Annotated in this window: 18 protein-coding genes; 15 read left to right on the top strand and 3 right to left on the bottom strand. The window is 62.7% G+C overall.

Annotated elements, in window-relative coordinates; genetic code table 11:
- Position 1: 1 nt before the first annotated feature.
- From M1D44_RS08525 to M1D44_RS08515, 3 genes are all read left to right on the top strand, one after another.
- Positions 2–976: a sterol desaturase family protein gene (locus M1D44_RS08525; protein WP_316853762.1), complete on the top strand. Its 975-nt coding sequence runs from the start codon at positions 2–4 to the stop codon at positions 974–976.
- Positions 977–1,053: 77 nt separating this feature from the next.
- Positions 1,054–1,911 (top strand): EI24 domain-containing protein, encoded by an 858-nt coding sequence (locus tag M1D44_RS08520; RefSeq protein ID WP_112185119.1) that lies wholly within the window; start codon positions 1,054–1,056, stop codon positions 1,909–1,911.
- Between the two features lie 21 nt (positions 1,912–1,932).
- The gene (locus M1D44_RS08515) at positions 1,933–2,751 is read left to right on the top strand and encodes a competence/damage-inducible protein A (protein WP_316853761.1); all 819 of its coding nucleotides are present in this window, start codon (positions 1,933–1,935) and stop codon (positions 2,749–2,751) included.
- Between the two features lie 16 nt (positions 2,752–2,767).
- On the opposite strand, the gene M1D44_RS08510 is transcribed toward M1D44_RS08515, so the two are convergent.
- Complete coding sequence (locus tag M1D44_RS08510) at positions 2,768–3,244, bottom strand: rhodanese-like domain-containing protein (protein ID WP_316853760.1); 477 nt, start codon at positions 3,242–3,244, stop codon at positions 2,768–2,770.
- Positions 3,245–3,714: 470 nt separating this feature from the next.
- Here M1D44_RS08510 and M1D44_RS08505 point away from each other — a divergent pair, with 470 nt between their 5' ends.
- From M1D44_RS08505 to ntrC, 4 genes are all read left to right on the top strand, one after another.
- Complete coding sequence (locus M1D44_RS08505) at positions 3,715–5,130, top strand: 3-hydroxylaminophenol mutase (RefSeq protein WP_024975941.1); 1,416 nt, start codon at positions 3,715–3,717, stop codon at positions 5,128–5,130.
- A 158-nt stretch (positions 5,131–5,288) separates the two neighbouring features.
- Positions 5,289–5,813 (top strand): hypothetical protein, encoded by a 525-nt coding sequence (locus M1D44_RS08500; RefSeq protein WP_024975940.1) that lies wholly within the window; start codon positions 5,289–5,291, stop codon positions 5,811–5,813.
- A gap of 7 nt (positions 5,814–5,820) precedes the next feature.
- On the top strand, positions 5,821–7,023 hold the full coding sequence (glnL, locus tag M1D44_RS08495) for a nitrogen regulation protein NR(II) (RefSeq protein ID WP_024975939.1): 1,203 nt from the start codon (positions 5,821–5,823) through the stop codon (positions 7,021–7,023).
- Positions 7,024–7,093: 70 nt separating this feature from the next.
- On the top strand, positions 7,094–8,602 hold the full coding sequence (gene ntrC / locus M1D44_RS08490) for a nitrogen regulation protein NR(I) (RefSeq protein WP_024975938.1): 1,509 nt from the start codon (positions 7,094–7,096) through the stop codon (positions 8,600–8,602).
- 115 nt (positions 8,603–8,717) lie between these two features.
- Here ntrC and M1D44_RS08485 read toward each other — a convergent pair whose 3' ends face one another.
- The gene (locus M1D44_RS08485) at positions 8,718–9,047 is read right to left on the bottom strand and encodes a hypothetical protein (protein WP_024975937.1); all 330 of its coding nucleotides are present in this window, start codon (positions 9,045–9,047) and stop codon (positions 8,718–8,720) included.
- Positions 9,048–9,216: 169 nt separating this feature from the next.
- Positions 9,217–10,110: an HAD-IIB family hydrolase gene (locus M1D44_RS08480; RefSeq protein WP_316853759.1), complete on the bottom strand. Its 894-nt coding sequence runs from the start codon at positions 10,108–10,110 to the stop codon at positions 9,217–9,219.
- A gap of 197 nt (positions 10,111–10,307) precedes the next feature.
- Here M1D44_RS08480 and ugpB point away from each other — a divergent pair, with 197 nt between their 5' ends.
- From ugpB to lpdA, 8 genes are all read left to right on the top strand, one after another.
- On the top strand, positions 10,308–11,630 hold the full coding sequence (ugpB, locus tag M1D44_RS08475) for a sn-glycerol-3-phosphate ABC transporter substrate-binding protein UgpB (RefSeq protein ID WP_024975935.1): 1,323 nt from the start codon (positions 10,308–10,310) through the stop codon (positions 11,628–11,630).
- Positions 11,631–11,706: 76 nt separating this feature from the next.
- Positions 11,707–12,588, top strand: coding sequence for a sn-glycerol-3-phosphate ABC transporter permease UgpA (ugpA, locus tag M1D44_RS08470; protein WP_024975934.1), 882 nt, complete (start codon positions 11,707–11,709; stop codon positions 12,586–12,588).
- 18 nt (positions 12,589–12,606) lie between these two features.
- The gene (ugpE, locus tag M1D44_RS08465; protein ID WP_024975933.1) at positions 12,607–13,455 is read left to right on the top strand and encodes a sn-glycerol-3-phosphate ABC transporter permease UgpE; all 849 of its coding nucleotides are present in this window, start codon (positions 12,607–12,609) and stop codon (positions 13,453–13,455) included.
- 10 nt (positions 13,456–13,465) lie between these two features.
- Entirely contained in the window at positions 13,466–14,563 is a 1,098-nt protein-coding gene (locus tag M1D44_RS08460) for a sn-glycerol-3-phosphate import ATP-binding protein UgpC (RefSeq protein WP_024975932.1), read from the top strand.
- A complete protein-coding gene (gene ugpQ, locus M1D44_RS08455; RefSeq protein WP_024975931.1) occupies positions 14,560–15,312 on the top strand; it encodes a glycerophosphodiester phosphodiesterase in 753 nt (250 codons plus the stop codon). The genes M1D44_RS08460 and ugpQ overlap by 4 nt, the downstream gene beginning before the upstream one ends.
- A 291-nt stretch (positions 15,313–15,603) precedes the next feature.
- The gene (locus tag M1D44_RS08450; RefSeq protein WP_024975930.1) at positions 15,604–18,468 is read left to right on the top strand and encodes a 2-oxoglutarate dehydrogenase E1 component; all 2,865 of its coding nucleotides are present in this window, start codon (positions 15,604–15,606) and stop codon (positions 18,466–18,468) included.
- Positions 18,469–18,602: 134 nt separating this feature from the next.
- Positions 18,603–19,856 (top strand): 2-oxoglutarate dehydrogenase complex dihydrolipoyllysine-residue succinyltransferase, encoded by a 1,254-nt coding sequence (gene odhB, locus M1D44_RS08445; RefSeq protein ID WP_024975929.1) that lies wholly within the window; start codon positions 18,603–18,605, stop codon positions 19,854–19,856.
- A 187-nt stretch (positions 19,857–20,043) separates the two neighbouring features.
- Positions 20,044–21,480, top strand: a complete 1,437-nt coding sequence (gene lpdA, locus M1D44_RS08440; protein ID WP_024975928.1) for a dihydrolipoyl dehydrogenase — start codon at positions 20,044–20,046, stop codon at positions 21,478–21,480.
- Position 21,481: the final 1 nt, after the last annotated feature.

Here is a 21,481-nt window from a genome sequence, read left to right as displayed (position 1 = left end):
CATGTTCGACTGGATCGCCGACACCTTCACGCAAGCGCAGGACGTACTGTTTCAGCACGTCGTGATGCCGATCACTTACGCGGTCGGCCTGGGTGGTTACGTCGAAGATGCCTACCCCGGCACTGAATGGCTGCTGATGGGGCTGGTGCAGATTGCAGTGCTGCTGTTGATCTTCCGCCCGCTGGAGCGCTGGCGCCCGGTGGAACCGGTACAAGACCGCAAGGCTGTGCATGCCGACATTTTCTACACGCTGTTCCACCGCCTGGGATTCTTTCCGCTGCTGCTGTTCTTCACGCTGCAGCCGCTGATCGACCACCTCGACGGCAAGCTGCGGTTCTGGGGCTGGGCGCATCTGAATGTGGAAGACTGGTGGCCGGGCGTCACGTCAGTTTCCGTTGTCAGCTTTTTGATTTATCTGGTGTTGTTCGACTTGCTCGACTACTGGTATCACCGTTTTTCACACAAGTTCCACTGGTGGTGGAACCTGCATTCGCTGCATCACAGCCAGCAGCAGATGACGCTCTGGTCCGATGACCGCAACCACATCCTCGACGATGTGCTGCGCGGCGCGGTGTTTGCCGTCGCAGCGCTGGTCATTGGGGTGGAACCCTCGCAGTATGTGCTGCTGGTCGCCATTTCGCAGTTGCTGCAAAGCTTGCAGCACGCCAACGTGCGGCTGCATTTCGGCTGGCTCGGCGACCGGCTGCTGATCTCGCCGCGCTTTCATCGGCTGCATCACGCCATTGGGCTGGGGCACGAGGTGCCGGGCAAGCCTGGCGTGCTGGGCGGCTGCAATTTTGGCGTGCTGTTCCCCTGGTGGGACATGCTGTTCGGCACCGCCATCTTCTCGCCGGAGTACCACGTCACCGGCATCCGCGATCAACTTCCCGCACCGCAAGGGCGCTCGCGCGACTACGGGCGCGGCGTGCTGCGTCAGCAGTGGCTCGGCCTCAAGCGCCTGTTCGGCCGGGCATAAAGCTCTCGCGCGGCGGCGCCTGCGTCATTTCTGCACGCTGTGCTAGGCTGTTCGCTCCCTGATTTCCCGATTTCTGCATGAACGACCTGATTCGCTCATTTGGCCGCGCGCTGCTCTCGCAACTGCATCCGCGCATGCTGTTCCTGACGGTGCTGCCTTTCGTCGTGGCCGTGGTGGTCTGGGGCGGAGTGCTGTATTTCGGCTGGGATGCCATGAACGGCATGGCCCGCAACGCCGTGGAAGGCTGGGCCTTCATGGGCTGGATCAAGAGCGGCCTCAACGCCATCGGCATGGCCGGGTTGTGGTCGGCCATTGCGCCGTTGCTGGTGATCACCTTGCTGGTGCCGGTGATTGTCGTGTCGATTCTCGTGCTGGTGAGCGTGGCGTCGGTGCCGGTGGTCATGCGTTTTCTTGATCGCAGCTATCCGCAGCTTGAGCGTCGCAAGGGCGGCACGGTGCTGGGCAGTCTGATGCATGCGCTGCTATGCACGCTGGTGGTCATTCTGGTGGCGATCGTCACGCTGCCGTTGTGGCTGATCCCCCCGTTTTTTGCACTGATTCCCCCATTGCTGTGGGGTTGGCTCACGTACCGTTTGATGACGTACGACGCGCTGGCTGACCACGCAACGGCCGAAGAGCGCCGCGCGATCATGCAGCGCTACCGGCTGCCGCTCCTGGGCATTGGCGTGGCGGTGGGCATGCTGGGCTCGGCGCCAACGCTGCTGTGGGTGTCGTCGGTGGTGACAATTGTGCTGTTCCCGATTATCGCCATCGCCGTCATCTGGCTGTACGTACTGATCTTCATTTTCTCGGCACTGTGGTTCGGCCATTTCTGCTTGCGCGCGCTTACACGCCTTCGCGCTGAAGCGCCGCCTGCGCGCATGGTCGAGGCCAGCGAGATCGAAGTCACTACCATTGAATTGCCTCGCGAATAATCAGAAACCATCGGAACTGACATGGCTTTCGGCATGATCATCATTGGCGACGAGATTCTCTCCGGTCGCCGCGAAGACAAACACCTGCGCAAGCTGATCGAAGTGCTCGGCGAGCGCGGCCTGGCGTTGGAGTGGGCGGAATACGTCGGCGACCAACCCGCGCGCATCACCAGCGTCCTCAAGCGTACCTTCGCCACCGACGACGTGGTGTTCTGCACTGGCGGTATCGGCGCGACGCCCGATGACCACACACGCCAATGCGCAGCTGCTGCGCTGGGCGTGCCGCTGGAGCTGCATCCGGAAGCGCGCGAGCAGATCACGTTGCGCATTTCCGAGTCGGCCAACGGTGACCCGGTCAAGGCGGATGTCTCCACGCCCGAAAACCAGCACCGCTTCAAGATGGGCGAGTTTCCGCAGGGCGCACGCATCATCCCGAACAGCTACAACCGCATCCCCGGTTTCTCGGTGGCGCATCACCATTTCATGCCGGGTTTTCCGGTGATGGCGTGGCCGATGATGGAGTGGGTGCTCGACACTTATTACGCCGATCAATTTCACCGCGCGCCGCGCGAAGAGCGCTCGTTCCTGGTGTTCGGCTTGCCGGAGTCGCGGCTCACACCGCTGATGGAGCGCGTCGAAGCCGAGTTCGATGGCGTGAAGGTCTTCAGCCTGCCCAGCGTGGGCGATGCCGCGCGCGGCGAGCGCTATGCCCGCTCGCACATCGACCTGGGCGTAAAGGGCTCACCGGAGGCTGTGACGCGCGCCTATGCGGTGCTGCGAGAGGGCGCGCTGGCGCTTGGCGGCGAGATCTTCGAGGCGGACGCCCCCGCGACGTCCTGACGTTCAGCAGCGTGCCTCAGGCGCCGTGCCAGGGCAGGCCCCGGAAGCACCAGCCTTCCACGGTCTTGCGATGGCCCTCGGTGTCTTTGGCGCCCTCAAAACCTTCGAGCACATCCATCGCTGCCGCATAGCCCGCCTGCGCGGCCGCCGCCGCTGCATGCTTGGAGCGCGCGGCGCTACGGCATAGGAACAACACCGGCACGTCCTTCGGCACGGCGGCTTCCAGCGCGCTCAGGAAGTTGGCGTTGCGCACGCCGCCTGGATACTGATTCCACTCCACATGCACGAACTGACTTGGGGAGATGTCCGGCGTGCCCACCCAATCGAGTTCGGCACGCGTGCGCACGTCCACGAGTCGCGCTTGCGGGTCGGCGGCCAACAATGCGGCAGCCTCTTGCGGCGACAGTGCGCCGAAGTAAGGCAGCTGATCTGCCTCGCGGCGGGCGGCGGCGGCCTCGAGCAGGGACTCGCGGGTGAGCGTGGTGGCAGTCATGGCGGTTGAGCGTGTGAAATGGGAAACAATCATTTTAGCGCTGCCGTCACATGGGTCGGGCGGAAATCCCCGAAACGGTGCGCGCAGTGTCTATATGCACTGAAACTGTGCTGATGAGGTTTTTGTGCACCTTTCGTGTGCGTTGACTATGCTGCCTGAACAGCCTCGGGCATCTCTACGGGGGATTCGGCGGGGCGCGGTTCGGCCGGACCGCCGGGCGCGCGCACCGTGTCAGACATGGGTTGGCGCGGCACTGCACTGTTTGCGGGAGTGCTTGCCCATTGTCGGCCCGGAATTGGCATAGTTTCTGCTAAGATTCCCGCGGTCTTTTTCGGGGGCGTCCGTTTGTCGGACGACCTTGCTGGAAAGAAGATGTTTCGGAGTGAAAGCGGAGTTGCAGCCGATGCGCAGCGATCCGTCACACAACCGGCTCACAATACTTTGCGTTATTGCGCTACCAGGAGAATGGCATGTCCCAAAGCATTGCAGACGTGATGAAGCTCGTGAAGGAAAACGACGTGAAGTTCGTCGATTTCCGCTTCACAGATACCAAGGGTAAGGAGCAGCACGTCTCGGTCCCCGTTTCGCACTTCGACGAAGACAAGTTCGAAAGCGGTCACGCATTCGACGGCTCGTCGATCGCCGGCTGGAAGGGCATCGAAGCGTCGGACATGCTGCTGGTGCCGGATGCAAACACCGCACACGTCGACCCTTTCTACGAAGAGCCGACCCTGGTTCTGACCTGCGACGTGGTCGAGCCGTCGGACGGCAAGGGCTACGATCGCGACCCGCGCTCGATCGCCAAGCGCGCTGAAGCCTACCTGAAGAGCACCGGCCTGGGCGACACCGCCTACTTCGGTCCGGAACCCGAGTTCTTCATCTTCGACGGCGTGACCTGGAACATCGACATGCAGGGTTGCTTCGTGAAGATCCAGTCCGAAGAAGCTCCGTGGTCGTCGGGCAAGGACTTCGAACACGGCAACTCGGGCCACCGTCCGGGCAAGAAGGGCGGTTACTTCCCGGTTGCCCCGATCGACACGTTCCAAGACATGCGCTCGGAAATGTGCCTGATCCTGGAATCGCTGGGCATTCCGGTTGAAGTGCACCACCACGAAGTGGCAGGCCAAGGCCAGAACGAAATCGGCACGAGGTTCAGCACGCTGGTGCAGCGCGCCGACTGGACCCAACTGCAAAAGTACGTGATCCAGAACGTCGCACACACCTACGGCAAGACCGCCACGTTCATGCCGAAGCCGGTCGTGGGCGACAACGGTTCGGGCATGCACGTGCACCAATCCGTGTGGAAGGACGGCCAGAACCTGTTCGCAGGCAACGGCTATGCTGGCCTGTCGGAATTCGCGCTGTACTACATCGGCGGCATCATCAAGCACGCTCGTGCGCTGAACGCCCTCACCAACCCGGGCACGAACTCGTACAAGCGTCTGGTGCCGGGCTTTGAAGCTCCGGTCAAGCTGGCTTACTCGGCTCGCAACCGTTCGGCTTCGATCCGTATTCCGTACGTTGCGAACCCGAAGGGCCGTCGTATCGAAACGCGCTTCCCGGATCCGCTGATGAACCCGTACCTGGGCTTCTCGGCTCTGTTGATGGCCGGTCTGGATGGCGTGCAGAACAAGATCCACCCGGGCGAAGCCGCCGACAAGAACCTGTACGACCTGCCGCCGGAAGAAGATGCAAAGATCCCGACCGTGTGCTCGAGCCTGGATCAGGCTCTCGAGTACCTGGACAAGGATCGCGAATTCCTGACCCGCGGTGGTGTGTTCTCCAACGCCATGCTGGACGCCTACATCGAACTGAAGATGGAAGAAGTCACGCGCTTCCGCATGACGACGCACCCGCTCGAGTTCGAGATGTACTACTCGCTGTAATCTGCGAGCGCCCCGAGCGATATGTCGGGGCGAAGAGACGGTTGTGAGAGGGGGGGCGGCGCAGGTCGCCCTTCCTTTTTATGAAGCGGAGTTTTGTGGCTAGAATGAGCGTCCGCCGGACTCCGGCGCCCGATCGACGTATCCGCCAGGTTCCATTCATGTTCCGTCCTTCCCCACGCATCGCATCCGGACTGCTTGCCGCCGCCGCGGCGGTGTTTGCCACGCTGTCCGTGCAGGCACCCGCGTACGCTGATGATGTCTATCTGTGCACCGGCCCGAACGGCGTGCCGGAGTACCGCAACAGCGGCAATGTGAAAGGCTGCAAGAAGTTGACGCTGCCAGATGTGGTGACCGTCCCCGGCACGCGCAGCCCGCGCAGTGCAGGAGCGGCACCCGCACCGGCGCAAAACAATGCAGGTGGTGGTTTCCCCCGCGTGGACAACGCCACGCAGAAGGCACGTGACGGCGAGCGCCGCCAGGTGCTGGAGGCCGAGCTGGCAGACGAGGAGCGCAAGCTCCAGGCGTTGAAGGCCGAATACAACAACGGTCAGCCCGAGCGCCAGGGCAACGAACGTAACTATCAGAAGTATCTGGACCGCACCGCGCAGTTGAAGGGCGACATCGAGCGCAGCCAGGCCAATGTCGATTCCATCCGCCGGGAGTTGGGCAATCTCAAGGACTAGATAAACCATGCGTCGACTGATCCGCAAAGCGGCACGCCGCGATGAACAGGAACAGACGACGCCATCCGCGCCGTCAGCCTCCGCCGTCGGGCTGGAGGTCTCTGTAGGCGAGCCCATCGACGGGCCGCCGCCGATTCCGTTTTCCCATGGTGCACCGCCATCGTTCCCCGGGCTCGACGCGGTGCCCAATCCCATTCTGTTCGTCCGCCATCCGGCGCTGACGATCTTCTACGCCAATCCTGCCGCTGAAGCCGCACTGGCCGTGTCCCGCCGCCAGTTGGTCGAGATGTCGCTGTACGAGCTGTTTGCCGATCCGTCGGAGCTGGCCGAGATGATCGCCACCGTGGCAGCTCGCCAGTTCGACGCCAAGCGGCGCGACGTGTCGCTCGACCGGGTGGGCCATGAGCCGCTGCATGCGCATGCCGTCGTGGGCGCGCTCGACTTTGCGCCGGGCTCGGTGCTGCTTGAGCTTCTGCCCAATGAGCAGAAGATCCGCAGCGAGCGTGAAGAGCGTCTGCTCGACCTGACCTCCGCCAACAAAGAACTGATCCGCAACCTTGCGCACGAGATCAAGAACCCGTTGGGCGGCATTCGCGGCGCCGCGCAGTTGCTGGAGTTTGAGCTGCCGGAGCGCTCGCTGCGCGAGTACACGCAGGTGATCATCAAGGAATCCGACCGGTTGCAGACGCTGGTCGACCGCCTGCTGGAACCGCACCGGCATCCACATATCGTGGGCGATGTGAACATCCACGAGGTGCTGGAGCGCGTGCGTTCGGTGGTGCTGGCGGAGTTTCCGCAGGGTTTGCGGATCGTGCGCGACTACGACGCGAGCCTGCCGGAGTTTCGAGGCGACAAGGAGCAGCTCATCCAGGCCGTGCTCAACATCGTCCACAACGCTGCGCATGCGCTGGGCCCTCGCATTGCGCAGGGCGATGGCGAGATCATTCTGCGCACACGCGTCGCACGCAAAGTTACGATTGCAAAACGTCTTTACAAGCTGGCATTGGACTTGCATGTAGTGGACAACGGTCCTGGTATCCCGGACGACATCCGCGAGCGAATCTTCTTCCCGCTGGTGTCCGGAAGGGAGGGGGGAAGTGGGCTGGGCCTGACACTCGCGCAGACGTTCGTGCAGCAGCACGATGGTCTGATCGAATGCGAGAGCAGGCCGGGTCAAACGGATTTCCGCATTCTCGTGCCGCTGCACTGAAGCGTCGCAGCTTCAACAACGCAGCGCGAGACGGCCCAGGCGAGACGAAGTCAAGCAGACGAACCAACACATGAAGCCAATCTGGATAGTCGACGACGATCAATCCATCCGCTGGGTCCTTGAGAAGGCGCTGGCGCGTGAGAGCCTGCTCTCGCGCAGCTTTACCAACGTGCGCGACGCGCTCAATGCGCTCGACGAAGAAACGCCGCAAGTCCTGATCTCAGACGTCCGCATGCCGGGCGGCTCGGGGCTGGATCTGCTGCAGGCCATCAAGGCCAAGCACCCGGGGCTGCCGGTCATCATCATGACCGCGTATTCGGACCTGGACAGCGCTGTGGCGGCGTTCCAGGGCGGCGCGTTTGAATACCTGGCCAAGCCGTTCGACGTGGATCGCGCGGTCGAGCTGATCCGCCGAGCGCTGGAAGAGAGCCTGCGCGAGGAGGAAATCGACGACCGCCTGAGCGACGCGCCTGAGATTCTCGGGCAGGCGCCGGCCATGCAGGACGTGTTCCGCGCGATTGGGCGGTTGTCGCAGTCCAACGTGACGGTGCTGATCACCGGCGAATCCGGCACGGGTAAAGAGCTGGTGGCCCGGGCGCTGCATAAGCACAGCCCGCGTGCGAGCGGTCCCTTTATCGCGCTGAATACGGCGGCGATTCCGAAAGATCTGCTGGAATCCGAACTATTCGGTCACGAGCGTGGCGCCTTCACGGGCGCGCAGACCATGCGCCGCGGGCGCTTCGAGCAAGCCGAGGGCGGCACGCTGTTCCTCGATGAAATCGGCGACATGCCGTTCGATCTGCAGACGCGGTTGCTGCGCGTGCTGTCGGACGGACACTTCTATCGCGTGGGCGGTCACAACCCGCTCAAGGCCAACGTGCGCGTCATTGCGGCCACGCACCAGAATCTTGAAACGCGCGTCAAGGACGGCTTGTTCCGCGAGGACTTGTTTCACCGCCTGAACGTGATCCGTCTGCGCTTGCCGGCGCTGCGCGAACGCCCGGAAGACATCACGCTGCTGGCGCGCCATTTCCTGCAGAAGAGCGCCAAGGAGCTGGGCGTGGAGCCCAAGCGCATGTCGGACGATGCGCTGGCGCATATCGCCACGCTGCCGTTCCCGGGCAACGTGCGGCAACTGGAAAACCTCTGCAACTGGCTGACCGTGATGGCGCCGGCGCAGACCATTGAAAGCAAGGATCTGCCCGCCGATCTGGTGCGGGGCAACGCGCAGATGCTGCCTGCCATGGGCGATGCCCAGGCGCGCCCGGCCTTCATCGGCGAGCCCTCGCATGGTGGCGAACCGTACGGTGTTACGCCGTCGGTCGATGCGTTGCTTTCGACGACTTCAGTGGGCGCATCCATCGCCGCAGGCTGGGAGCGTGCGCTCGCCGGCGAGGCCAAGGCCATGCTCGAAGCGGGCCAACCTGACGTGATGGACGCGCTTACGCGTCGCTTCGAGAAGGCAATTCTGGAGGCTGCGCTTGGTGTCACGCGCGGGCGCCGTGTCGAGGCGGCAACGCGCCTGGGTATCGGCCGAAACACCATCACGCGCAAATTGCAGGAGCTTGGCTTCGACTGACGTGGTGTCAGCAAGGCCAGTCCACCGAATATCGTCGAGCTTGGCGATTGGGATTGGGCGGATTTCCGGTAAGGGAGTCCGCCCTTTTTTTGTGTGCCGCGAATGCGTATCGCGCTTAGTGCAGCTTGTGCTTCAGCTGCGACAGTTCTTCATGTGCGCGCATCACGGCAGATTCCACGGAGTGGTCCACCTTGCCGGTGGCGTTTTGGCAGGCCATCTTCGCGCGGTCGGAGCAGGCTTCGAGCTTGTCGATGGCCTCGACGAAGGTCTGTTGGTCTTCTGCACCTTCCAGGCGCGAGTGGCACTGGCGGGCTTGGTCGTCCAGTTGCTGGATCGATTGCTTCAGCGAGTCAGGCACGTCCTTGTGCGAGGCGCAGGTCCGGGCCAGTTCGGCGATGGTGCTTTCCGCATGTTCAAAACGCTGGCGCAGTTTCTCTGTTTGCATGGAGGGCTCCTGTCGGTTGCGTAAAAAAGGGCGTTGGCACTGCGTGCACCGTTATGAGGCCGTCACATGGTGCAAAGCGGTGCAACGCCCAATTTCGGCGCAAGCGGCGTGCCGGGTGCGGCAAGCGACGCCGCACCTGCGCGTTGTGTTGCGGTGCAAGGATGCCGAGTCAGTCGCGCGGCGCGGGCAGGGCCAGGGAACGCGCTTCCAGGATGCGCTCGGCGATTTCGGCAAAGCCGCCGCCGCCCTCGGCCTCCGTGAGGTAAGTGGGCGGCACGGGCAGCGTATCGATCACGTCCAGCACATTGGCCACACCTACCGAGAGCGGGAAGAACTCGAACATTGCAGCATCGTTGGCGGAGTCACCCACGAACACCCAGCGTTCACGTTCTGCATGCAAGTCGATACCGAATGCACGGCGCGCGAGCGACACGCTGGCGCTCAGCTTGTCGTGCTTGCCGAACCAGCCGTTGACGTGAATCGAACTGACCGTGGCATGCATGCCGTGCGTGCGCATGATGTCGACGATGTGTTGCACGGCGTGTTGCGGTAGCGGCGGGACTTGCTCAGCATGATCGACAGCGAGATCCGCTGCATGCCAGGCCTGATCCGTTGCCAGCGCTGAACCCGGCACGGCACGCCGGATCTCTGCAGCGACTTCACGGATGCGCTCCAGATTGCGCGCGCGCGTTTGCGCGTCGTCTACAAAGTCGGTGGCCAGATGCCCACGCGAATCGACGCGCATGGCAAACGCACCGTTCTCGCCGATCACGGCATCTACGGGCCACAGCCGCGCGATGACTTCGCACCAGGCAATCGAGCGGCCAGTGACCGGCACGACCTTGATGCCGGCACGGTGCAAGCGCTCGAGCGCCGAGTACGTCTGCGCGGGAAGCTTCCCCCTCGTGGTGAGGGTGCCATCCACGTCGGTGAAGACGCCGGTGATATTGCGCAGTGCATCATCCGAGAGCTGATGCAGTGCTAGCGGAACACGCCGCTCGGCGATGACGGGCGTGGTTTCAGGTGAGTCCGGAGCGGCAGGAGTGGTGGGTGGGGCGAGCATGCTGCGGGTGCAAAAGAGAGTGTCTTGAACCCATTTTAACGGCCGTCGCAAGCCAAACCTTGGAGGGATTTCCCGATTTCTTTGTGACAGAAAGCCAAGTAACATCCCGCTGTCATAAAAATGACCGACCGTGCATATACAGTCGGCGCGCCGTGGGCGGAGCGAGGGAGCCCGCCGGGTCGAAACCAGGAGAAATCATGTCGATCAAGAAGATTGCGGGGGCCGCAGCAGTACTGGCCGCGTGTACGTTTGCGCAAGGCGCGTACGCGGTGACGGAAATCCAATGGTGGCATTCGATGGAAGGCGCCTTGAACGACAAGGTGAACGAGATCGCCACCAAGTTCAACGCGAGCCAGTCCGACTACAAGATCGTGCCGGTCTACAAGGGCCAGTACGACGAATCGCTGGCTGCGGGCATCGCGGCGTTTCGCGCCGGCAATGCGCCGGCCATCCTGCAGGTGTTCGAAGTGGGTACCGCGACGATGATGAACGCCAAGGGCGCCATCGTGCCGGTCGCCAAGATCATGAAGGACGCTGGCGAGAAGTTCGATCCGAAGGCCTACGTGCCTGCTGTGGCTGGCTACTACACGTCGAATAAGGGCGAGATGCTGTCGTTCCCGTTCAACAGCTCGACGACGATCATGTATTACAACAAGGACGCCTTCAAGAAGGCCGGCCTTGACCCGAACAAGCCGCCCGCAACGTGGCAGGAAGTGGCCATCGATGCGGCCAAGCTCAAAGCCGCCGGCGTGCCCTGCGGCTACACGACCGACTGGCAATCGTGGGTGCATCTGGAGAGCTTCTCGGCCTGGCACAACGTCTCGTTCGCTACCGAGAACAACGGTTTTGGTGGCGCAAAGGCTCGCTTGAACTTCAACGGCCCGGTGCAGATCAAGCACATCCAGAACCTGCTCGACATGGAGAAGAAGGGCTACTTCACCTATGCCGGCCGCAAGGACGAGCCGAAGGCGAAGTTCATCGCGGGTGAGTGCGCCATGCACACGGGTTCGTCGGCGGCATTGGCGAACATCCGCAAGGGCGTCGGCACCAAGTTCGCCTTCAGCCCGGCGCCTCTGCCGTACGAAGCCGGTGTGCCCGGCGCGCCGCAGAACACCATCATCGGCGGGGCTTCGCTGTGGGTGATGGGCGGTCACAAGGCTGACGAATACAAGGGCGTGGCCAAGTTCTTCACCTTCCTGTCGCGTCCGGATATCCAGTCCGACTGGCACCAGTCGACCGGCTACCTGCCTGTCACGATGGAAGCGTATGAGTTGACCAAGAAGTCCGGTTACTACGACAAGAACCCGGGCGCCGACGTGGCCGTCAAGCAGATGATCGTCAAGACGACCGACAAGTCGCGCGGCATTCGTCTGGGCAACTTCCCGCAGATTCGCCAGGTGATCGACGAAGAGCTGGAAGCCGTCTGGGCCGGCAAGAAGACGCCGAAGGAAGCGCTGGACACGGCTGTGTCACGCGGCAACGAGCTGCTCGCCCGTTTCGAGAAGACCGTCAAGGAATAAGCGCCGATTCGGTGCTCGTCTAAACCGCCGGCCTCGTGCGCTCGCACAGGCCGGCGGTGCGTTTTTGGAATGTCGCATGGAAAAACGCGTCGTTTTTCGGTCGCGCTGGCTGCCGTATGTGCTGGTTGCCCCGCAGATCGTCATCACCCTGGTGTTCTTCTTCTGGCCCGCGGGGCAGGCGCTATATCAGTCGCTGCTGCGCCAGGATGCCTTCGGCATCAACCTCGAATTCGTGGGGCTGGAGAACTTTCGTGATCTCTTCAACGATCCGACCTATCTCGGTTCGTTCCAGACCACGGCGGTATTCGCTATTGGCGTCGCGCTGGTGGGTCTGGGCACCTCGCTGGCGCTGGCGTACTTTGCTGATCGCGCGCTGCGTGGCGCCACGTTCTACAAGACCCTGCTGATCTGGCCGTACGCCATTGCGCCGGCCGTGGCGGGCGTGCTGTGGAGCTTCCTTTTCAACCCCTCGCTGGGCATCGTGTCGTTCGTGATCCGCAAAATGGGCGTGGACTGGAACTTCGTGCTCAACGGCGGGCAGGCGCTGACGCTGGTGGTCATCATCGCGGCGTGGAAGCAGATCAGCTACAACTTCCTCTTCTTCCTGGCGGGGCTGCAGAGCATCCCGAAGTCGCTGATCGAAGCGGCCGCCATTGACGGTGCCGGGCCTTGGAAGCGCTTTTGGTCGATCGTTTTTCCGCTGCTGTCGCCGACCACGTTCTTCCTGATGGTGGTGAACGTCGTGTACGCATTCTTCGACACCTTCGCCATCATCGATTCTGTCACGCAGGGCGGGCCGTTCAAGGCGACGGAGACGCTGGTGTTCAAGGTCTATCAAGACGGCGTGCGCGGTCTCGATATCGGTGGATCGGCGGCCCAGTCGGTGATCCTCATGGCCTTGGTGATCGTGCTGACGATCGTCCAGTTCCGTTACGTTGAACGCAAAGTCCAATACTGAAAGGAGGGCATACGCGCCATGATTGAACGCCGTCCATTCCTGGACTTCCTCACCCACGTCGTGCTGATCCTCGGTGTGATCATCGTCGCGTTTCCGGTGTACGTCGTCTTCGTCGCGTCGTCGTTGACGGCCGAAGACGTGCTGCAGGCACCGATGACGCTGATCCCTGGTCCGCACCTCATCGAAAACTACCGCACGGTGCTCACGTCGGGCATGGGCAACTCGGCCACGCCGGTCGGCACCATGCTCATGAACAGCCTCATCATGGCGCTGGGCATCTCGCTGGGGAAGATCGCGATCTCCATCATCTCGGCGTTTGCGATCGTCTATTTCCGTTTTCCGATGCGCAAGACATTCTTCTGGCTCATCTTCGTCACGCTGATGCTGCCGGTGGAGGTGCGGATTCTGCCCACGTACAAGGTGGTGTCGGATCTCGGCATGCTGAACAGCTACTTCGGCCTGACGATTCCGATCATCGCGTCGGCCACGGCTACCTTCCTGTTCCGGCAGTTCTTCCTGACCATTCCCGATGAGCTGGCGGAAGCCGCGCGCATCGATGGCGCTGGCCCGCTCAAGTTCTTCTGGGACGTGGTCCTGCCGCTCTCGCGCACCAGCATCGCCGCGCTGTTCGTGATCCAGTTCATTTACGGCTGGAACCAGTACCTCTGGCCGCTCCTGATCACGACCGAAAAGAGCATGACGCCCATCGTGCTGGGCGTGACGCAAATGATCTCCCGCTCCGGCGACTCCGCCACCGATTGGAACCTGCTGATGGCCACCGTGATGCTGGCCATGTTGCCGCCCGCGGCAATCGTGATCGGCATGCAGCGGTGGTTCGTGAAGGGCCTCGTCGAAACCGAAAAGTAAAAGAAGCAAGATGGCAAAACTTTCGCTACGCAACGTCCAGAAGCATTACGCCAACCTCCAGGTCGTGCACGGCATCGACATGGAAATCGGCGACGGGGAGTTCATCGTCATCGTCGGGCCCTCGGGCTGCGGCAAGTCCACGCTGCTGCGCATGGTGGCGGGGCTGGAGCCGATCACCGGCGGCGAAGTGTGGATTGGCGACCGCGTCGTCAACGAACTGGAGCCGGCCGAGCGCGATATCGCGATGGTGTTCCAGAACTACGCGCTGTATCCGCACATGAGCGTGTTCGACAACATGGCCTACGGCCTGAAGATCCGAGGCTTGCCCAAGAGCGATATTCAAGCGCGTGTGGAACAGGCTGCGGGCATTCTCGAACTCGGCAAACTGCTCGATCGCAAGCCGCGCCAGCTCTCGGGCGGCCAACGCCAGCGTGTGGCCATGGGCCGAGCGATCGTGCGTGAGCCGGCTGTGTTCCTGTTTGACGAACCGCTCTCCAACCTGGATGCCAAGCTGCGCGTGCAGATGCGCCTGGAGCTGAAGGATCTGCATCGCCGTCTGCGCACGACCAGTCTGTACGTCACGCACGATCAGGTCGAAGCGATGACGTTGGCCGATCGCATGATGGTGCTCAACGGCGGCCGGGTCGAACAGATCGGTACACCGCTTGAGGTGTACTCGCGTCCGGCCAGCACGTTCGTGGCGGGCTTCATCGGCTCGCCGCCGATGAACCTCGTGCCAGTGTCGCGCAATGCCGGTGGCGACACGCAGATCCGGGTGGATGGTGCGAAGGAGGGCGATGTTGCGGCCACGCTCGGCCATCTGCCGATGGGGCTGCACCTGCCCGAACACGCGCTGATGGGATTGCGCCCCGAACACATCGAGTCGTGCTCGGCTGATCAGGCCATCGCCTTCATCGACGTGCGCGTGGTCGAGGCCCTCGGTGCGGATGCGTTCGCGTACGGCACGCTGGCTGGTCATCCAGTCGTGGTCCGCCTAGAGCCGCATGCCAGCGTAAAGGCCGGTGACAAGCTGCCGATCACCGCGTCCGCCGAGCACTTGCACTGGTTCGACCCGCAAACCACCCGCCGCATCGAGGCTCTGGCATGACTGGCGCACACGCCTTGCCGGCATGGCCGTATCCGCGTGCCATCGCACACCGCGGCGCGGGCAAGCTGGCGCCGGAGAACACGCTGGCAGCCTTCCGCCATGGCGCATCGTTCGGCTATCGCATGTTCGAATTCGACGTGAAGCTTTCCGGCGACGGCGCATCGGTCCTGTTGCACGACGCCACGCTGGATCGCACCACGAACGGCGCGGGCCGCCTCGATGCGCTCACGGTGGGTCAGATCGCGCAACTAGACGCCGGCAGTTGGCACAGCGCTGCCTACGCGGGTGAGCCGGTGCCGACGCTGGCAGCCATCGCGCGCTACCTTCGCGCCAACAACTTCCTCGCCAATATCGAGATCAAGCCGGTGCCAGGCGCGGAGTGGCGCACGGGCGCGGCTGTGGCGCTCGACGCCCGCACGCTGTGGGCCGGCGCCGACGTGCCGCCGCTGCTGTCGTCGTTCTCCGAAGAAGCCTTGGCCGCCGCACGCGAAGCTGCGCCGGAATTGCCGCGCGCATTGCTGCTCGACAAGCTCCCCGCCGATTGGCTCGATCGCCTGCGCGCATTGGATTGTGTGGCACTCGACGCCAACCATCGCGAACTCACGCCCGAAATCATTGACGAGGCACACGCCGCAGGCTTTCGCGTCTGCTGCTATACGGTCAACGACCTGGATCGCGCGCATCTGCTCTGGGGCGCGGGACTGGACGGCTTGATCACCGATTGGGTGGACCGTATTTCGCCCGCCTGAATGTGATCAAGGCATGGCTTTGGCGTGACATGACAACGGTCCTTTGTCACGTCAAAGAATCGGAATCTTGCTTATAAACATGCTATGCTTCCGCTCCGTGAAGACTTAGGTCCTTCCCGCACAACTTGTCTGTAAAAGCTGTCTCGGTACCTCTTTTCTGCCTTGCGCGATCCGGTCCGACCAGGTGATTTCAGGCGATTTAGTTTGCGATCCGCTAACCGGTCAAGCCGTGTCGCGGAAGGTTGATGAACCCGCTGAACTCCGGCAGACCCGGAGAAAAGTGAGCGCCCCATGACAGAGCTGTATAAGCAGTACCTGGACACTTCGTACCTGTCCGGCGGTAACGCCGCCTACGTTGAAGATCAGTACGAAGCGTACCTTCAAGATCCCACGTCCGTTAGCGAGGCACTGCGCGCGTACTTCGATGCGCTGCAGAACGTCCCCGCCGTCGACGGTTCCAACGCCCGGGATATCCCCCACGCCCCCATCGTCACTTCGTTCGCTGAGCGCGCCAAGTCCGGCCCGATCAAGACGATTGTCGCGTCTGCCGATTCCGATATGGGTCGCAAGCGCGTGTCGGCTACGCAGCTGATCGCCGCGTACCGCAATGTGGGCCTGCGTTGGGCCGATCTTGATCCGCTCAAGCGTCAGGAGCGCCCGCCGGTGCCGGATCTGGACCCGGCTTTCTACGGTTTCACCGAAGCCGACCAGGACATCATCTTCAATGCCAGCAACACGTATTTCGGCAAGGAATCGATGAGCCTGCGCGAGCTGGTCAACAACCTGCGCGAAACGTACTGCGGCTCGATCGGCGCTGAGTTCATGTACATCAGCGACCAGGCCCAAAAGCGCTGGTGGCAAGAGCGTCTGGAAACCATCCGCTCCAAGCCGACGTTCTCGGCTGAAAAGAAGAAGCACATCCTGGAACGCCTGACAGCCGCTGAAGGCCTCGAGCGCTTCCTGCATACCAAGTACGTCGGTCAGAAGCGTTTCTCGCTGGAAGGCGGCGAGAGCTTCATCGCGGCCATGGACGAACTGATCCAGCATTCCGGCGCCAAGGGCGTGCAGGAAATCGTGATCGGCATGGCCCACCGCGGCCGTCTGAACGTGCTGGTCAACACGCTGGGCAAGATGCCCGCCGACCTGTTCGCCGAATTCGAAGGCAAGCACGTGGACGACCTGCCGGCCGGCGACGTGAAGTACCACAAGGGCTTCTCGAGCGACGTGACCACCCCGGGCGGCCCCGTCCACCTGTCGCTGGCGTTCAACCCGTCGCACCTGGAAATCGTCAACCCGGTCGTGGAAGGCTCGGTCAAGGCGCGTCAGGAGCGCCGCGGCGACAAGCACGGCGCGCAAGTGCTGGCTGTGCAAGTCCACGGTGACGCAGCCTTCGCCGGCCAGGGCGTCGTGATGGAAACGCTGAACCTCGCGCAAACGCGCGGTTACGGCACGGGCGGCACGATCCACATCGTCATCAACAACCAGATCGGTTTCACGACGTCGGACCCGCGCGACTCGCGCTCGACGCTGTACTGTACCGACGTGGTCAAGATGATCGAAGCGCCGGTCCTGCACGTGAACGGCGACGATCCGGAAGCCGTCGTGCTGGCCATGCAACTGGCCGTGGACTACCGTACCGAGTTCCAAAAGGACATCGCGGTCGACATCATCTGCTTCCGTAAGCTCGGCCACAACGAGCAAGACACGCCGGCGATGACGCAGCCGCTGATGTACAAGAAGATCGGCACGCACCCCGGCACGCGCAAGCTCTACGCAGACAGGCTTGTCACGCAGAACACGCTGAAGACTGAAGAGCCGGACACCCTGGTGCAGGAATTCCGTGCTGCCATGGACGCGGGCAAGCACACGGTCGACCCGGTGCTGTCGAACTTCAAGAACAAGTTCGCTGTGGACTGGATGCCGTTCCTGAACCGCAAGTGGACGGATGCCGCCGATACCGCTGTGCCGATGGCCGAACTCAAGCGTCTGGCCGAGCGCATCACCGCCATCCCGGATCACTTCAAGCTGCACCCGCTGGTTGAGAACGTTGTCAACAACCGCGCCAAGATGGGCAAGGGCGAGCTGTCGCTGGACTGGGGCATGGGCGAGCACCTTGCTTTCGCATCGCTGGTGGCGTCTGGCTACCCGGTGCGTATCACCGGTCAGGATGCTGGTCGCGGTACGTTCACGCACCGTCACGCAGTCCTGCACGATCAGAACCGCGAGCGTTGGGACGCCGGCAGCTACATCCCGCTGCAGAATGTGTCGGAGAGCCAAGCTCCCTTTACGGTGATCGACTCCGTGCTGTCGGAAGAGGCCGTGATGGGCTTCGAGTACGGCTATTCGTCGGCTGAGCCGAACACCCTGGTGATCTGGGAAGCCCAGTTCGGTGACTTCGCTAACGGTGCACAGGTGGTGATCGACCAGTTCATCTCGTCGGGCGAAGTGAAGTGGGGTCGTGCCTCGGGTCTGACGCTGATGCTGCCGCACGGCTACGAAGGTCAAGGTCCGGAGCATAGCTCGGCACGCATGGAGCGTTACCTGCAGCTCTGCGCAGACCACAACATGCAAGTGGTGCAGCCGACCACGCCGGCGCAGATCTTCCACCTGCTGCGTCGCCAGATGATCCGGATGTTCCGCAAGCCGCTGATCATCCTGACGCCGAAGTCGCTGCTGCGCAGCAAGGACGCTGTGTCGCCGCTGTCGGATCTGGCCAAGGGCCATTTCGAGACGGTGATCGCCGATACGGCCGAAGATCTGAACGCCGCCAAGGTCAAGCGCATCGTGGCCTGCTCGGGCAAGGTCTACTACGACCTGGTCAACGCTCGTAAGGAACGTGGCCTGACCGACACAGCCATCATCCGTGTGGAGCAGCTCTATCCGTTCCCGCACAAGGCGTTCGCAGCCGAGCTGAAGAAGTATCCGAACCTTGCTGAAGTCGTGTGGTGCCAGGACGAGCCGCAGAACCAGGGCGCTTGGTTCTTCGTGCAGCACTACATCCTGGAGAACATGACCGAAGGTCAGAAGCTGGGCTACGCAGGCCGCCCGGCATCGGCATCGCCGGCCGTGGGCTACTACGCGAAGCACAACGAGCAGCAGAAGGCGCTGATCGATGCCGCGTTTGGCAAGCTCAAGGGCTTCGTGCTGAACAAGTAAGCGACATCTGCACCAGGGCGGCAGCTTCGGCTGTCGCCTTGACGCATCTTCGCTCCCGAATTCCACCGTATATCGAATTGGCGCGGCTCCCGAACAAGAGGAGCACGTGCACATGAATCCAAGGAAGCACCGAAATGGCTATCGTTGAAGTCAAGGTCCCGCAGTTTTCCGAGTCCGTTGAAGAAGGCACGCTGATCTCCTGGAAGAAGAAGCCGGGCGAAGCCGTGGCCCAGGACGAAATCCTGATCGAAGTCGAGACCGACAAGGTCGTGCTGGAAGTGCCGGCCCCGTCGGCTGGCGTGCTGGCTGAAGTGCTGGTGGCGGACGGCGCAACCGTGACGTCGGAGCAGCTGCTGGCCAAGATCGACACCGAAGGCAAGGCAGGCGCCGCCGCTCCGGCTGCTGCTGCACCGGCTCCTGCAGCCGCTGCGCCGGCACCGGCTGCTGCCGCTCCGGCTGCAGCTGCAGCGGGTGGCGTGGCCATGCCGTCGGCTGCCAAGCTGATGGCTGAGAACAATCTGTCGGCTGGCCAAGTGGCCGGCACGGGCCGCGATGGCCGCATCACCAAGGGCGACGTGCTGGGTGCTGTGGCTGGTGGCGCCAAGCCGGCTGCCGCTGCTGCACCGCAAGCCGCACGTCCGGCGCTGCAGCAAGTCGCTGCACCGGTGGACTTCGCCGCCCTGGGCGACCGTCCGGAAGAGCGCGTGCCGATGAGCCGCCTGCGCGCCCGTATCGCCGAGCGCCTGGTGCAGTCGCAATCGACCAACGCGATCCTCACCACCTTCAACGAAGTCAACATGAAGCCGGTGATGGACTTGCGCGCCAAGTTCAAGGACCAGTTCGAAAAGACCCACGGCGTGAAGCTGGGCTTCATGTCGTTCTTCGTGAAGGCAGCTGTCCACGCGCTGAAGAAGTACCCCGTGATCAACGCGTCGGTTGACGGCAACGACATCGTCTACCACGGCTATTTCGACATCGGTATCGCTGTCGGCTCGCCGCGTGGCCTGGTGGTGCCCATCCTGCGCAATGCCGACCAGATGAGCCTGGCCGATATCGAGAAGAAGATTGCCGAGTTCGGCCAGAAGGCCAAGGACGGCAAGCTGACGCTGGACGACCTGACCGGCGGTACGTTCTCGATCTCGAACGGCGGCACGTTCGGCTCGATGCTGTCGACCCCGATCATTAACCCGCCGCAATCGGCCATCCTGGGCGTGCACGCCACCAAGGATCGCGCTGTGGTGGAGAACGGCCAAGTCGTGGTTCGCCCGATGAACTACCTGGCCATGTCCTACGACCACCGAATCATCGACGGCCGCGAAGCTGTGCTGGGCCTGGTGGCGATGAAGGAAGCGCTGGAAGACCCGGCCCGCCTGCTGCTGGACCTGTAAACCTGCCCACGTTCCTACTGCGCGGCCCGATCTTGGCCCTGTGATACTCGCCGTACCCACGTACGGCTGCCGATTTTGGCAAATTCGTCGGACCAACCTCGGCCCGCTCGCTACGGACCGTGAACAGGTTTAAACCGCTTGTTGACGTTCCCGCTTGTGCGGGAGCGACGGACTAAAGGATTTCTCCATGAGCAAAGAATTTGACGTGCTGGTGATCGGCGCCGGCCCTGGCGGTTACATCGCCGCCATCCGCGCTGGCCAGCTGGGCCTGAACGTGGCCTGCTGCGAAGACAACGCCTACGACGACCCGAAGGGCGAGCCGCGCCTGGGCGGCACCTGCCTGAATGTCGGCTGCATTCCCTCGAAGGCGCTGCTGGCGTCGTCGGAAGAGTTCGAGAACGTGAATCACCACCTGGCCGACCACGGCATCACGGTGGATGGCGTCAAGGTCGACGTGGCCAAGATGCTCAAGCGCAAGGACGACATCGTCGGCAAGATGACGAAGGGCATCGAGTTCCTGTTCCGCAAGAACAAGGTGACGTTGCTCAAGGGCCACGGCAAGTTCGTCGGCAAGACGGAGGCGGGCTATCAGGTCGAGATCGCAGGCAAGGCCGGCACGGAAGTCGTGACGGCCAAGCACGTGATCATCGCTACGGGCTCGAAGGCTCGCCATCTGCCGGGCGTGAAGGTCGACAACGTGACCATCGCCGACAACGAAGGCGCACTGAAGTTTGGCGAAGTGCCGAAGAAGCTGGGCGTGATCGGTGCTGGCGTGATCGGCCTCGAGCTCGGTTCGGTGTGGCGCCGTCTGGGTGCCGAAGTGACGATTCTCGAAGCGCTGCCGAGCTTCCTCGGTGCGGCTGACGAATCCGTTGCCAAGGAAGCCAACAAGCTGCTGACCAAGCAGGGCCTGAAGATCAACGTCGGCGTGAAGGTCGGCGAGATCGAATCGTCGGGCAAGGGCGTGAAGGTGAACTACACCGACGCTGCGGGCGCCGCGCAAGTGCTGGAGTGCGACAAGCTGATCGTGTCGATCGGCCGCGTGCCGAACACCGACAACCTGGGCCTGGAAGCGATCGGCCTGGCGGCGGATCAGCGTGGCTTTATCGAGGTGGACGAACACTGCGCGACCAAGCTGCCGAACCTGTGGGCGATCGGCGACGTGGTGCGTGGCCCGATGCTGGCGCACAAGGCAGAAGACGAAGGCGTGGCCGTGGCCGAGCGCATCGTTGGCCAGAAGCCGCACATCGACTACAACTGCATTCCGTGGGTCATCTACACCTACCCGGAAATTGCATGGGTGGGCAAGACCGAACAGCAGCTCAAGGCCGAAGGCCGCGAGACCAAGGCCGGCCAGTTCCCGTTCATTGCTAACGGCCGCGCACTGGGCATGGGCGCATCCGATGGTTTCGTGAAGGTCATCGCCGATGCGAAGACCGATGAAATCCTGGGCGTGCACATCGTGGCAGCCAACGCTTCGGACCTGGTTGCCGAAGCCGTGGTGGCGATGGAGTTCAAGGCTGCAGCTGAAGACATCGGCCGTATCTGCCATCCGCACCCGTCGATGTCGGAAGTGATGCGCGAAGCTGCGCTGGCGGTCGACAAGCGTCAGCTCAATATGTAAA

Source organism: Ralstonia sp. SA306 (assembly GCF_054792405.1).
This window is presented reverse-complemented; position numbering and strand designations above follow the sequence as displayed.

Coding starts and splice junctions, on each gene's coding strand:
- M1D44_RS08525 (WP_316853762.1), top strand. CDS start 2: ATGTTCGACTGGATCGCCGACACCTTCACGCAAGCGCAGGACGTACTG.
- M1D44_RS08520 (WP_112185119.1), top strand. CDS start 1,054: ATGAACGACCTGATTCGCTCATTTGGCCGCGCGCTGCTCTCGCAACTG.
- M1D44_RS08515 (WP_316853761.1), top strand. CDS start 1,933: ATGGCTTTCGGCATGATCATCATTGGCGACGAGATTCTCTCCGGTCGC.
- M1D44_RS08510 (WP_316853760.1), bottom strand. CDS start 3,244: ATGACTGCCACCACGCTCACCCGCGAGTCCCTGCTCGAGGCCGCCGCC.
- M1D44_RS08505 (WP_024975941.1), top strand. CDS start 3,715: ATGTCCCAAAGCATTGCAGACGTGATGAAGCTCGTGAAGGAAAACGAC.
- M1D44_RS08500 (WP_024975940.1), top strand. CDS start 5,289: ATGTTCCGTCCTTCCCCACGCATCGCATCCGGACTGCTTGCCGCCGCC.
- glnL (WP_024975939.1), top strand. CDS start 5,821: ATGCGTCGACTGATCCGCAAAGCGGCACGCCGCGATGAACAGGAACAG.
- ntrC (WP_024975938.1), top strand. CDS start 7,094: ATGAAGCCAATCTGGATAGTCGACGACGATCAATCCATCCGCTGGGTC.
- M1D44_RS08485 (WP_024975937.1), bottom strand. CDS start 9,047: ATGCAAACAGAGAAACTGCGCCAGCGTTTTGAACATGCGGAAAGCACC.
- M1D44_RS08480 (WP_316853759.1), bottom strand. CDS start 10,110: ATGCTCGCCCCACCCACCACTCCTGCCGCTCCGGACTCACCTGAAACC.
- ugpB (WP_024975935.1), top strand. CDS start 10,308: ATGTCGATCAAGAAGATTGCGGGGGCCGCAGCAGTACTGGCCGCGTGT.
- ugpA (WP_024975934.1), top strand. CDS start 11,707: ATGGAAAAACGCGTCGTTTTTCGGTCGCGCTGGCTGCCGTATGTGCTG.
- ugpE (WP_024975933.1), top strand. CDS start 12,607: ATGATTGAACGCCGTCCATTCCTGGACTTCCTCACCCACGTCGTGCTG.
- M1D44_RS08460 (WP_024975932.1), top strand. CDS start 13,466: ATGGCAAAACTTTCGCTACGCAACGTCCAGAAGCATTACGCCAACCTC.
- ugpQ (WP_024975931.1), top strand. CDS start 14,560: ATGACTGGCGCACACGCCTTGCCGGCATGGCCGTATCCGCGTGCCATC.
- M1D44_RS08450 (WP_024975930.1), top strand. CDS start 15,604: ATGACAGAGCTGTATAAGCAGTACCTGGACACTTCGTACCTGTCCGGC.
- odhB (WP_024975929.1), top strand. CDS start 18,603: ATGGCTATCGTTGAAGTCAAGGTCCCGCAGTTTTCCGAGTCCGTTGAA.
- lpdA (WP_024975928.1), top strand. CDS start 20,044: ATGAGCAAAGAATTTGACGTGCTGGTGATCGGCGCCGGCCCTGGCGGT.